5 protein-coding genes are annotated in these 14,876 nt (G+C 40.3%); 1 reads left to right on the top strand and 4 read right to left on the bottom strand.

Annotation, left to right across the window (positions count from 1 at the left end; genetic code table 11):
* The 4 genes from D8787_RS09920 to D8787_RS09905 form a co-directional block, all read right to left on the bottom strand.
* Positions 1–8,910: accessory Sec-dependent serine-rich glycoprotein adhesin (locus D8787_RS09920; protein ID WP_185776801.1), on the bottom strand; the 8,910-nt coding region annotated here is incomplete at its 3' end.
* Between the two features lie 1,050 nt (positions 8,911–9,960).
* The gene (locus D8787_RS09915; protein ID WP_125423391.1) at positions 9,961–11,238 is read right to left on the bottom strand and encodes a glycosyltransferase family 8 protein; all 1,278 of its coding nucleotides are present in this window, start codon (positions 11,236–11,238) and stop codon (positions 9,961–9,963) included.
* A gap of 103 nt (positions 11,239–11,341) precedes the next feature.
* Positions 11,342–12,553 (bottom strand): glycosyltransferase, encoded by a 1,212-nt coding sequence (locus tag D8787_RS09910; protein ID WP_125423388.1) that lies wholly within the window; start codon positions 12,551–12,553, stop codon positions 11,342–11,344.
* Positions 12,554–12,944: 391 nt separating this feature from the next.
* On the bottom strand, positions 12,945–14,489 hold the full coding sequence (locus tag D8787_RS09905; RefSeq protein WP_125423385.1) for a peptide chain release factor 3: 1,545 nt from the start codon (positions 14,487–14,489) through the stop codon (positions 12,945–12,947).
* A gap of 266 nt (positions 14,490–14,755) precedes the next feature.
* On the opposite strand from D8787_RS09905, the gene D8787_RS09900 reads away from it, so the two are divergent.
* Positions 14,756–14,876 (top strand): helix-turn-helix domain-containing protein (locus D8787_RS09900; RefSeq protein WP_142999765.1); only part of this gene is annotated, 121 nt, incomplete at its 3' end.

Genomic DNA, 14,876 nt, shown 5'->3' with positions numbered 1-14,876 from the left:
GCTTGTTGAAGCTGACTCTGANGTANGTTTAGANGCTGACTCACTTACTGAGTTGCTTGTTGAAGCNGACTCTGAAGCTACTTTAGATGCNGANTCACTNACTGAGTTGCTTGTTGAAGCTGACTCTGAGGTAAGTTTAGATGCTGACTCACTCACTGAGTTGCTTGTTGAAGCTGATTGTGAAGCTACTTCTGAAGCACGTTTAGATGCTGATTCGCTTACTGAGTTGCTTGTTGAAGCNGACTCTGAAGCTACTTTAGATGCTGACTCACTCACTGAGTTGCTTGTTGAAGCTGACTCTGAGGTAAGTTTAGATGCTGACTCACTCACTGAGTTGCTTGTTGAAGCTGACTCTGAGGTANGTTTAGATGCNGANTCACTCACTGAGTTGCTTGTTGAAGCTGACTCTGAAGCTACTTTAGACGCTGACTCACTTACTGAGTTGCTTGTTGAAGCTGACTCTGAGGTACGTTTAGATGCAGATTCACTCACTGAGTTGCTTGTTGAAGCTGATTGTGAAGCTACTTCTGAAGCACGTTTAGATGCTGATTCGCTTACTGAGTTGCTTGTTGAAGCTGATTCTGATGTAAGTTTAGATGCTGACTCACTCACTGAGTTGCTTGTTGAAGCCGACTCTGAAGCTACTTTAGATGCTGACTCACTCACTGAGTTGCTTGTTGAAGCTGACTCTGANGTAAGTTTAGATGCTGACTCACTCACTGAGTTGCTTGTTGAAGCTGACTCTGAGTAAGCAAGAGAAGCTGATAGGCTAGTTGAAGCACTTGCAGACATTGATTTGTAAATCACATCTGATACAGTTGGTTTCACCGTATTCTGCGTACCATCTTTATAAGTAATGGTTACAATACCGTCTGAAGATATGCTATAGCCAGCATCTCCCGCTTTAATACGATTTGCAACTTCAGGGTTTGAAGCTTTCACCGCAGCAATGACAGCTTTCTTATCCTCTTCAGTCAAGGCAGTTGCATTGGTTACTGGTACTGTCGGAGGTGTAACAGCTGGGAATTTATCTCTCAATTTACCTTGAGCAACGATAAAGATTTCTGTTTGTGCTTCGTTACTATTCGTGTCTCTTGTGATAAATCTACGCGTCCAACGGTTTGCTGTATACTCAGGAGTCGTTGTTGTTAAACCACTACCACGTACCCAAGTTTGGTCTGAATTATATACACCCGTTGTTTCTACAGTAGCAGGATTGGTTTCTGTAGCATCTTTAACTGGACCTTCGAAGGTAGGTTTCTGAACGTTTGCACCCTCTAGCAATCCACCTGATGCAAATCTAGAGTCTAAGAAGTTTGTTTGTTTTTGTCTATTATCTGAAACTAGGAATTTATTGATTTTACCACTGTTATCTTTAGCAGTAGCTACAAATCGGTATTCATCTCCAGCAAAGATTTCATAACCATCTGGTTGCCCTTGGATGATTGTCTTCTTAGGTGCTGGAACCCACTGACCAGTCGCATCCTTAATTTCAAGAGTATATGTAACTTCTGGAGCTTGATTTTCTTTGGTAATTGAACCATTTCCAACTTCTGAAGTAAAGGTGTCAGTTGTGTTTGCGCCTGCTGGAACTGATTGGGTAGCAGTCAAGGTCGCATTCTTAGTAAACAAACCATTAGCGTCATATTCGTTAGCCAAGTCTGTCTTACCAAATGTAACTTCTGTTGCCCCTTCAGGAACTTCCTTGGTGTATGAACGTGTCGCATTTCCTTCGGTAACGTTCAAGGTTACAGTTGCACCTGGTTTAACATCTGTAATCGTAATTGACTGATCTGGTAATCCACCTTTCTCAGTCATGTTTTGAATAACAGGCGTCTTCAAGGAAACAGCTACGTCTGTAACAGAGATATCACGTGTTGTCGTATCCTTGTAGGTAACCCTTACAACACCATTTTGGATGCTAATATCTTGAATTCGCTCAGCTTCCTTAGCATCCCTTGTATCATGCGCTGTGCGAATTGCTGCCTTAATATCTGTTTGGTCTTGCTCAGTAAGGCTATCTGTATTCGCTACTTTAAGTAGACGACTTGGGTTGAGACTAGCGTTCTTGTCGCTCAGTTTTCCTTGTTTAAGACGGAATGTAGAACCTAACTCCGAAGTGTTATTCTGAGCATCGGTCGCTGTAATCGAACGAGTGATACTCCAATCTCGATAGGCAAGATTTGGTTTAATTGATCCTTCATTTGTTACATTTGTTACGGTCGCTGGACTATCTTCTGTTGCGGTAGTAGCACCAGAAATCATGGTATTTGTTGTCGTACCCCATTGACCATCCAGAATATTCGTAGTTACTTTACCTGTGTTGTCTCCTATACGAACCTCAGATGATACAACCTTACCACTGTTATCAGTAAATTTCGTTTCAAATTGAAGTTTATCACCTGCATAGAAGGTATATGTAGGCCAACCGTTTTCAGTTACTGGTGTCAGTTCTTTCCATGTATTGGTTGCCTTATCCCATACCTTAACCGTGTTGCTCTTAACAAGCGGTGCAACTCGTTCACCAGTGATACTTGCAGTCGCAGCATCTGATACCAAAGGCTCTAACTGATTGTTATTAGCAGGATTTGATTTGTTAACTGACTGAGTCACTGTTACATTGTTGGTTCCCTGTGGAAGAACACCATTATTTGCTGCATATACTGCTGCCAATTCTTCCTTAGTAAAGGTTACTGTTCCATCTGGATTAGCTGTTTTCGGAGCAAGCGCTACTCCAGCGACAGTCATATTGACCGTTGCACCAGGAATGGCATTTTCTACCGTGATTGCTTGGCCTGGCAAGCCACCTTTTTCTGTTACTGTATCAGCCTTGATAGTTGGTGCTTGTGGTTTGACCTTGATGAGGACCTGAGGATCGTCTTCGTGTCTTCTGTTTGGACTTGAATCATCTGGTAAGGCTACATCTACACGGTGAGCATAGATACCTGGAGTGGCAATCTCTGTCACTAGCTGATCTTTCCCACCTCTCCAAGTAAATGTTGTCGCTTCAGGTGCAGTTGGAGATTGTGGGGTTGGTTCAACAGCTTGTTTGGCATCATCGATAATATATCTGAGGGAATCCACATCACCAACAGTAGTCTCATATACCTGTTTTGCTTGGTATTTGAAATCATTGAAGGTAAAGGAAGCAGAAGATGTCAAAGCAGGATTTTCTGTCGTCACTGCTCCAAAACGCCCATTAGGATATTGAGCATTGACTGTGTAGGTCGTTCTGTGAGGACGTCCTGGAACTCCATTTTTATCCTCGTGTTGCCAGATATTACCAAGGTTGGTACTGTTGTAGCCTGTGTTGATTAGTTCCCCTTCATTGTTACGTTGGTAAGTGTAGGCCCATTTCGTTCCTCTTGGTAAATCACCAATCTTCACATATTGACTTGTCAAACCTCCCAGTCTATTGGTCTTGCCATATACTGAGTAGAAGGTTCCTGTTAAACCGTGTTCTGTGTAGGTTTCTAGTTTTTTGTAAACATCATACTTGTAGTTGACTTCGTCTACCGAACCGTCTGCATAGGTCACGACTAGAGTAGCTGTTTTGTTTGTTGCATCTTCAGATACTTTCGGTACAACTTTATTGGTTGTAGGGTCAGTTACTGTTTGGTCTGCAACATTTTTCCATGCTACAGTTGCACTAGATGGGATATCACCTGAAAGGAAGTCTCTTGGATCTTGTTGGGACAAGTCTGTCTCGCCTTGAACAGCATAGAATTTACCAACACCATCTGCCGTTTGGTTTTTGGCTGCTGGTCTATACTTATCCGCTTGACTTTGAACAGTGATGGCAATATCTTTGGTTGCTGGATTATTTTTCTTATCCTGTGCAGCAATCCTAGTATTCAGTGTTTTCCCTTTTTGATCTACAGCTGGTGTTCCTACGATTTTACCATTTTCATAACGAAGACCTTTTGGAAGATTAGCTACTGTTGGATAGCCTTCTTTGACCCCTACACCTGCATCCGTTACACTAAGTTGGATATCTGTATCAGAGAGTGGCTCTCCTGCTGTTACAGTAAATCTTGTAGTCTCAGTTGTTTCATTATTTTTAAATGTTTTGATAACTGGTGGCGTAGTATCAACTGCGATTGCACGTGTTGTGTCAGTATCACTAGTAACACCATCCGCAGTTGCTCTAGAAGTCACATCTGTACCATCTTTAACAAGGCTATCTGGAAGAGTGATTACACCCGTGTTTGGATCGATTGTCACTCCTATAGGAGCACCTGGAATCGTCCATCTTCCGTTATTTTTCTGTGCTTCGATCGTTCTAGGCGCTGTCTGTCCTGTAGGCGTATAGGTTACGCTGACACGGTTAGTGGTTGTCTCACTTGCCTTTGGTGTAATCGTAATATTACCATTTTGACTGTTTACATCACCGCTTGGAGCTGATGGTTTCACCTTAAATACAACCGTTTGTTGTTTATCAACCGCAAAAGTTGTACGGGTTTCACTATTTTGGTTCTTGGTGTCTGTAGGGAAGACCGCCTTGGCGATACGAGTGTATGTACCTGGATTGCTAAGTGTTTCATTAGCATTTATTGCCGCGCCATTACTACCAGTCCACTCAAAGTTCATACCTGGTGGGAAGAAGGTATCATCTTGGACTGTTCCATTATTTGTAGTCGCCAGATAATTATGGGCATCCCCAAGTTGCGTATTCACGTTAGTCAAAACTTCATTGTTATTAGGAAGATTTTTCTTAACTACATCAACCACACGATATTTCATGTAGTAAGTTGCTGTATTGCTACCATCAGATGCATGAATCTTAGCTGTATGCACACCGAGCGTTTGGTCACTAGCAACATTACCTGAAAACTGACGATTTGAGTATTTATTTGACTCTGTCTTACCTGTTTGTTGGTTAAAGCCAGTCGTCACCACTCCTCTAGGAAGATTTTCTATATTGAGACTTGTTACTTTACCAGAGTTATCCCATGCTTTCAGCATTGGATTGAAGTTTGCACCTCTGTAAACAGTAAATAGAGGGTTGGTTGGTTCTGCGGTTGGCAAATCATAACCTTGGACTTGCACTTTCGGTGCCACATTATCAGTTACAGTAAAGTTAACTGGCACATCATCCGTCGAACCATCTGGATAGGTTACTACAACTGTACGTGTCAAGCGTCCGTTAGAAACTGTTGGATTTTCTCCATTCTTCCATGCGTAGCTAATTGCAGTTCCAGGAGTTGTCCCCTTTGCTGGCAAGGCAGATTTATTGGTAATGTATGCTTCTGCTGGTTGGTAGGCTGATAGTTGACCATTTGCTTGCAAGTCCAGTGTAGCGTTTGTAGCAGCTGCAGGAACATACTTATCTGACTGCTTACGAACCTCGATACGGACATAAGCATTGTTTGTATCGTTATTAGCAGCATTATTATTGGTTAAACTAGAAGCATCATATCCAGAAATATAACGAGTCCATCCTGTTGAACCATTGTCAGCGACAGTTTGACCCCTACCAACTTGACCTGCAATATTTACCTTGTAGGGACTAGCGTCTGTTGCATTTCCAGCACGTCCCAAGTTATTGCTTTTATCTGTAAAGGCAACATTGGTTCCTTTTGAAGGATCTGTGATGCGTGCTTCATTTCTCACTGCAAAAGAAGTTGATAAATCAAAGGTCGTTGTCTGTCTATCATCTACCTTGACTTTTTCCAACTTACCGCTGTTATCCGTCAAGTTGACATCAACATCAAAGGCTTCTTCACGGTAAACGATAATCTTGTGCCCTTCAATCGTTGCGCCTTTATTAGCAGTGATATTTTTGATAGTTGGAACAACTGTATCTGGTGCTAGGGCTGTTCCATTAGATGTCGCTCCGTCAGAGTTGAAGTTGTAGCCTGTTGCAGTAACACGACTAAGGTCTTTCACTTCTGGTTCTGCAATAGAGACCACACCATTACTTGAATTAAGCGTTACTCCTGATGGAAGTGTATCCGTCGTTTGCCACTGATTACCAACTTTATTTACACTGAAATTAGTAGGAGCATTGGCATCTGAAGGAGTATAAGAAACCTTCATGCGGTCAGTATTTGCTTGTGGAGTGATTGTGACACTACCATCAACTGGTGTATCAATTTGAGGAGCTACTGGTGTTCTCTCTTTTACGACATTCTCGAAGAAAACATCTTTCGTATCAATAGAGTCTCTGCCCTCATTATCTTTATAGATAACTTGGATTTGTTTTGTCAATCCGACTTTACCAGTTGCAAAGGTTGCATTAGTCAAACCATGACTGTTCAAGACTTCTCGTTTTTCAGCATCTGTCAGGATTGAACCCAACTTACTCTTATCCATTGTTTCAGGCAAGGTTAGGTAGACTGTTTTCCCATTAACAGTTGCTTTGACAGCCATTTCTTCATTATTGCCTGTACCGAACTCTCTATCATTCCCTACCCAGTTTACAGAAGTTACATTTAAATTAGAAAGAGAATTGCTTTGTCCAGAACGAACATGGTTGGTATTTGGTAGAACTGCCGCCCCACTATTACTTTGGTTTACTTGTGTTTTGTACCCGTCCATATCATCTGGCATCGCAAATCTATCAACAGTTGACGATACATTGTCAAAACCTTGAATAACTGATGCCGCGTCACGTAGATGTGTACCCTTAGCGATTTGAGTTGAAACAAGTCCCTCATTAATGACAGGTTCAAAGACATCTGCCTGGGTTACAATACGGAAAGGAATATCATAAGTACCACTAACTCCTTGAACATTTGCTCTTAAAGTGTAGTTCCCTTTTGAAAGATTAATACCAGAACGTTCATTCGCGTTATACTGGATAGTAGCGCTACTTTCATTACGTCCATTAATAGCATAGTCAACTGCTGCGTTAGAGATTTCCGTTTTTCTTCCATCTACTCGGTCATAAACCTCTGCTATCTGATTAAGACCACTAGGTCTGGTAAGATCGTTCAATCGACCCCATTTTAGGAAGGTATTTGGCACACCGTTCTTCAATTGCAAATAATAACGTTCTTGAGAACCGTTCATCTGCATGAAGTTTCTATGACGTGAGTTTTCCAAAGAACGGAAACCAGCCATATAGTAGTCTTTCGTACCTACAGGACTTGTCGTTGTATACGTGATACGGTATCCTTCTAGACGAGCAGAACCTCTAGGGTGAATAGCATAGATGTTTTTAGTTGCATCTTGGATTGTTTGGAAAGCAAAATCACCTGCTTTTTTCACAGAATCTGGTATTTTATCTGTTTGGTAAAATACCGCTGGGTCTCTATGAGCAAAGTCATCCAAAGACGTTAGACTTCCTTTTCCGACACCGCCTGGCCCAACACCACTGGCATCGTTATAGTAGAAGGAGCCACCGTTATTATCGGCATTCCCCACGGCCCAACGCATGTCACCTTGCTTACTATTTTTACGGAATGCATCATCTCTATTACCAGTACCCAAAAGATTCCATGCTCCACTTGCTCTATCTTTTTGATAGAAGTTCATTTGTGTAATGGTGTGACCTTTTGGTACAGTAAAGTAGAAATATGGATTATCGTGTGGTTCTCCACCCTCGTTGAAAATAACTTCCCAGTTCGTTGTTTGACCCGAGCGAGTTGCTTTCATGTAGACATTCTTTTTAATGTCTTGAACCAAAACACGAGTAGCAATATTGCTTCTTCCTGGTGCCTGCTCATTTCCCTGTCTTCCTTCAGTCGCATAAAGGAAAGTTCCTTCTTTATAGATAGTAGCCTTAGAGTTATGGGCAGTCGCATCAGATTTCGATACTACATATCCAACTGTTGAGGTTTCAAAGTTTTGATTTCTATTTTCAGGCGCAACTTCTCTGAAACCAACTCCCTGTTCCATCTGCTTACCATTCAAGGCACTACGTTTTCCATTTGTAGCACGTTGAACCGCATTTGCAATAGAAGCTTCAGCTGTTCTGGCTTGCTTGATAACTGCTGTCAGATCAGCATTTGGATTTTTAAGAGCTTCTTCGATAGCTGTTACGGCATCATTAACCTTGGCAACTGCTGCATCTGTATTTGGCAAACCAATAGACTTAGCTAGGAATTCACCCATAGATGCTGAAATCTTAGAAAGTTTTTTACGATCTTCTTCAGCTTTTTTTGTTACCGTTTCATTTGCAGATGCTGCAACTGCTGCATCTGTTGTTGCTGTCGTTAAACTATTTTCTACAGAAGTAGGTTTATCTAGGCTCTGACCAATATGAGCAATCGCATTCAAGTTACGATTGATAGCATCCGTAAGAACTGTATTTGCAGATGGCTCTTCCTTACGAGTAGAAGTTGTACTATTTGCAACAGTCTCTGAAGAAGCTGTGGCTACGGATTCTGCAGTTGCAGGCTTGCTTGATTCAGAAATTGTTGCTGATTGGCTAGCTGATTCACTTAGAGAAGCCGATTCACTTAAGGATTGACTTGCACTTTCTGATACACTTTGAGACTGACTAGCGCTCTCTGATACACTTTGAGACTGACTAGCAGAGGTTGATTCTGACTGACCAGTAGTAGTTGACTGAGTAGAGGCTGTAGCTCCTTCTTCTGTCTTATCTTTTACTGTTCCTAGAACCGCTGAATCTCTCAAGGCAAGAGGTTTTTCTCCTCCCACTTCTTTTTCAACCGTTACATTCTCATTTGCATATACATGTCCTTGGGTAGCCATCGCTCCCCCAAGCACCGTTCCCGCTGCCGCTATTCCTCTCAGGATGTCCAAGCCTGTCAGAGTACTTGAGCTATGTTCTTCCACAACCTCTGTCACAACTTGAGCAGCGTCTACACCGCCTCGTAAAACTTTAAAGAGTCCAAATTGAGAGGTCGAGGCACGCAACCAATGCTTACCAGACTTGATCAATTTGAAACGGGTCACACGATCCGTCTCTCTATATTCACCGTTTTGGCGTCTAAAAAACATATTTTTAGATTCCTTTCCATTCATTTTTATGTGGATTTTGTCATAAAATACCAAACTATATTATACATTTTAAGGTCAATTTTTTCAACAGTATACAAAACGTTTTTGCCTAAAAAAAAAAAAGTAATTTGCATTTATATTTTTGTTATTTGCACGTATTTTTATAAATACACTTAAAAGTATTATTCCAAGCCCTTTTTTGACTTTGAAATTAAGTTTTTAAACGTTTTTATATTATTAAATTGAGAAATATTAAATTTTTGTTACAAAATTTTAATAGAAATTCCCAAAAAATTTTATAAAAACTTGATTTGTTTTTTATGCTTTTTCATTCTCGATTTAATATTTTATCATATTTTTATATTTTATCTTGTCTCAATACTTGCTTTTACAGTTTAGATATACGTTCTATCATGGAAATATCTCTTTTATATTCTCCTTAAAGTTACGTTTTTGAGCAACACATTACTGCATTCATAGAGGCCTTAAATGAACTCTTAAAGCGATACATATCATAAGTCTTCATTAAGATGATCAGTTTTTTACTTTTTTTGACTTTCGATACATATATATCAAAGTCTAAACTAAAAACTCTTTCATTACTTTACTAAAATACAGTAGAGGTTATAAGAGATAGAAATTCCAATGTATATACTTATGTCGCACAGCTCAAAATACTAATTTTAGACTTAAGATAAGACTGAAATGCTAATTAATAGATTTATACTCAATGAAAATCAAAGAGCAAACTAGGAAACTAGCCGCAGGCTGTACTTGAGTACGGCAAGGCGACGTTGACGTAGTTTGAATTTGATTTTCGAAGAGTATTAGAACAAATAGTTGACCATTTTTGTTACTCTTTGATTTCGAATAAGTATAAAACGCTACTTGACAATATCATTCAAATCTACTGTGAACAAAAAGGACATTCTGATTAGCAGAACAGTCCTTTTTTCATATTTATAATTAAGAGCAATTTTTTTTGTTCTATAAACATAAGGATTTTTTGAGTTCACCGAGTTTCATAGCTAGACTCTGATTATCGATAGGCTAAAGTATATTCAAATGTTTCTTATCTGCTATCAGCTGTTTTACTTGATCCACCATTAGTTGTGATGTTTCACAAACTTGTGCCTGTTCTCCAACATGATTGGTCTGAGGGAAAGCAAGGACTGCTCCCTTCAGTTTCAATGCAATATCCATAGGGTCTTGCCAGATCATTCCTTGGCTAATATCTAGCACTGCTAGTGCAGTCTCTAATACATTGTCATACTTTATCGGATTAAAAGAGCTTTGATAAAAGTGAACATTGGGATACTGGCCATAAGCTAGTAAAACATTACTCATCATAGTTGGGGCAAAAATATCGAAATCACACTCAGGTAAACTCTGAACAAGCTCGTCTAAACATTCTAATTCCTCAACAGTAGTAAAAACTACTAATCTCGGACGAAGTATTGAGTGATTATATTCTGACAAGGCTAGGTTAAATAGATGAGTATTTAAAATCGTTGACCAGTCCAAGCCATAGTAAAACCACCATAGACTAGTAAATCGGTTACGGCTCATCGTTCCCCACGGCTTTTCGCCACCTATATAATGTAGCACTAAAGGTAATTGATTATCCACTAACCTTGTACGAGAAAGTCTATATTCACTTTTATCATAAACATCATATCCTACAAAAAAATTATAGGTATCATCAAGCGGTAACCATTCTTGACCAAAGGCCATAATCATAATAGACTGTTCACCATTTCTTACTTCTTTATAGTGTTCCTCAGATAAGTTTAACAACCAATCGCGAACATTTTCTCGTTTCCAGCGTTTGATATTAACAAGCATCACACCCGAGTTTAGTTCCCATTCAACATCCTTATTTGTTCTAGGATCCAGTTCACTATCATTAACCGCCGCTATGTAATAACCATCTAAATCATAGTCCAAAAGATGAACCACATTTCCTGTTACGATAAGATCACAGTCTAGGTAAAGCGCTATATCCTCCTTAACATAGTCTGCGATATAATAAATCAAAAATTTCGTAGCAGATATATGGGCGCTATTCTGAAGATTAAAATGCCTCATCGCTAACTCTTCCTCTGGTAAACGAATATTGACAATTTCCGAATCAAAGGGCTTCAACCATCCTTGAAGGGCAGCAAACCACTCTTGCGGAATATCCCCCTTATTAAATACATATATTCGTAATCCGCGTTGATGCGCGCATAAAGATTTAATGGTTACAATAGCTTGTTCACAATACGGCCTATCAAAGCATAAAATAATAGCTTTTTTAGCCAGTTGATTTTCCTGTAATTGATTCATCAATTCCCTTTCTATACTTTTTACTCCCAATAAGAAGGTAACATTTCCTAGACCAATCTCTCATAGTTACTAATGCCACATGGATTTTGTCTAATCTTAAAGACTATCGCTTCGATAGCAGCTTTTCAATGAGTTCAAGCATTTCTTGAGGATTCTCTTCAGAGACGATTTGGCTGTATGATTCTGTATCACGATTCGTTGTATCCCATGCTAAAATAGGAAGTTGTCTTGCTTTAGCTTTACTTATCACATCAAACATCTCACGACCAGCATTGATATCCAAATAGAAGTCCAATTGGGAAAGAACACTATCTACATTGTAAAGCGTGCAATTTGGATATAGTCTTACGTTGGTGTATCCCTGAAGAGCCATAATAGATCCTGCAAAATTGGTAGGCGCCAAAAGATGAAACTCTACGTCTGGACAATTCTTCACAAGAAATTCTAGATGGGGCATCTCTAATGTTATAGTCACAACCGCTGTACGAGCTCGTACCTTTTTCACCAGTCCTCTATAGCCTGACTCTAGGGAAAATTTCCTTAATAAGACATCCGACCACTCTAAACCATAGTAAAACCACCATTCTTCTCTCAGACGGTTGAGCGTAATTTGTTGCCAAGGTTTCTCACCTGTATAATGAATCATTTTTGCAGAAGCTTCCAGTAACTCAGCATGTGGGTACCAGTCACTTTTTCCATAAAAATCAGCTATAGTATCCATACCTACCATGAAATTGTAGATAGGCTCTAGTTCTTTCCAACGATTCTCAAAGAGACGATTCAAAATCCCCTGATCCCCATAATCTGTTTGATGGTATTGGTTGGTTAACTCAATCAGGTCTTGCGTGACATTTTCTGCTCTCCACATGTCATTGTTGATTAACAAAAAACCAGAATTAAAAATATGTGTATAAAAATCATCTCTAACTGCTGCTAAGGGGATATCTGTCAAGTCCAAGTCCCACAGCTCATCTATCGGTTTTCTTACGATAATATCCGAATCTAAATACAACACACGAGACTCATTTACATACTTTGGGATAAAATACCTAAAGAAGGCAGCGTAAGAAAGTCCCTCAAAGGGTAGGCGATAATCTTTCAGAATACTACTGTCAATCTGAACATTCACAATCTCACTGTTCAAAGTCTCTAGTCTTTTTTCCATCAATTGGAACCATTCTCTCGGAAGGTCATCATTGAAAACATAAAACTTAAGATTATCATGATGAACACAGAGGGATTTTATTGTTGTCTCAACTTTATTCATATAAGCATTATCTGCACCTAAGACAATCGCTTTTTTCTCTTCTTTCATTCTTTGTCTCATTTCTTTTTTATTCCCATCATATGTTTAGGGAGCTTACTTCCCATTATGACGGCAAAGCATTTAGGTAAGCCGATTGTTACACTACGACACAGGGCTTAGTAAATCGATTCCATTTGCCAAACGTAGTTAGTAAGGCAGTTAGCTAGTTCGCTTCCTTGCCATTACGACGGAAAATTTTACGAATCGACACCATTCGTGGATTTTGCCTAGTGAAGCGTTTAGGTAAGCCGCCATAGCGGTTTACAATTTTTACATTACGACACGAAGAGGCGAAAACGATTATTTTTCGCCGATGAGTTAGTAAGGCAGTTAGCTAGACCGCAAAATAGCGGCTAGCGTCCAACAATTAGGAACTTCAGTTCCAATTGTTGGTACTGAGTTACATCTTCTCTTCCAACTCTACATCTGGATACTTGTCCGCAAACCAGCGAAGGGCAAAGTCGTTCTCAAAGAGGAAGACTGGCTGGTCAAAACGGTCTTTGGCTAAGATATTTCGACTTGATGACATCCGTTCATCCAAGTCCTCTGGTTTAATCCAACGAACGGTCTTTTTACCCATCGGGCTCATGACCACTTCCGCATTGTACTCACCTTCCATACGGTGCTTAAAGACTTCAAACTGGAGTTGACCTACAGCTCCCAGCATGTACTCGCCTGTTTGGTAATTCTTATAGAGCTGAACAGCACCTTCTTGCACCAATTGCTCAATCCCCTTGTGGAAGGATTTTTGCTTCATGACATTCTTAGCAGAAACTTTCATGAAAATCTCAGGGGTAAAGGTTGGCAGCGGTTCAAACTCAAACTTGTTTTTCCCAACTGTCAAGGTATCCCCAACCTGATAAGTTCCTGTATCGTAAACTCCGATTATATCTCCTGCCACGGCATTGGTTACATTCTCACGACTTTCAGCCATAAACTGAGTGACATTCGAAAGTTTAGCACCCTTACCAGTACGAGGCAGATTGACACTCATGCCACGCTCAAATTCTCCTGATACGATACGGACAAAGGCGATGCGATCACGGTGACGAGGGTCCATGTTGGCTTGGATTTTAAAGACAAATCCTGAGAAATCCTTGTCATAAGGATCCACAATTTCTCCGTCTATTTTCTTGTGTCCATGTGGCTCTGGAGCAAACTTGAGGAAGGTTTCAAGAAAGGTCTGCACACCAAAGTTTGTCAGGGCTGAACCGAAGAAGACAGGTGTCAATTCTCCAGCCAGAATAGCTTCCTCTGAAAACTCATTTCCAGCTTCATTTAATAGCTCAATATCATCCTTGACTTGCTCATAGAAAGGATTGCTGGCAAAAAGCTTGTCCCCATCTTCCAGACTAGCAAAACGCTCATCCCCTTTATAGAGCTCCAAGCGTTGGTTATAGAGGTCATACAAGCCCTCAAAAGCTTTCCCCATCCCGATTGGCCAATTCATAGGGTAGCTAGCAATGCCCAAGACTTCTTCCAACTCTTGCAAGAGGTCTAGTGGCTCACGACCGTCACGGTCTAGCTTGTTCATAAAGGTAAAGACTGGAATGCCACGATGTTTCACAACCTCAAACAATTTCTTAGTTTGGGCCTCGATACCCTTGGCAGAGTCCACCACCATGACCGCAGCATCCACCGCCATCAAGGTACGATAAGTATCTTCTGAAAAGTCCTCATGCCCTGGCGTGTCGAGGATATTCACACGCTTGCCATCGTAGTCAAATTGCATCACAGATGAAGTAACGGAAATCCCACGTTGCTTCTCGATATCCATCCAGTCAGACTTGGCAAAAGTCCCTGTTTTCTTTCCTTTAACCGTACCAGCTTCACGAATCTCGCCCCCAAAGTAGAGCAACTGCTCAGTGATGGTTGTTTTCCCCGCGTCCGGGTGAGAGATGATGGCAAAGGTACGACGTTTCTTAATTTCTTCTTGAATATTCATAAGTTCTCTTTCTTTGATTCTCTATTTTTCTTGTTTCGATATCTAAGAATGATTTTTACATTGGATTTTACCATTCCTTTCAACACTCCATTATATCGAATTTTAGCATTTTTTTCAATTTCTATTTATTTTTTTCAATTTCTATTTTATATTGCGTAACTTCTCAAAGCAACTTCCACTTGACTTGCCGAAGTGGAAATTAGTCTAAAACGGATTTTTATGGTGGAATTAAGTATGAGACGTTTGAGTTAGAAATGAGGCTCACTATGACAAAACATAAACACCTTACCCTTTCAGACCGTAATGATATCCAACTGGGCTTAGAGCGCGGTGAAACCTTCAAAGCTATTGGACAGTCCATTCTAAAAGACCCAACTACTGTCTCCA

The sequence above is a fragment of the Streptococcus mitis genome (assembly GCF_003944325.1).
Lineage (GTDB): Bacteria > Bacillota > Bacilli > Lactobacillales > Streptococcaceae > Streptococcus > Streptococcus mitis_CW.
This window is presented reverse-complemented; position numbering and strand designations above follow the sequence as displayed.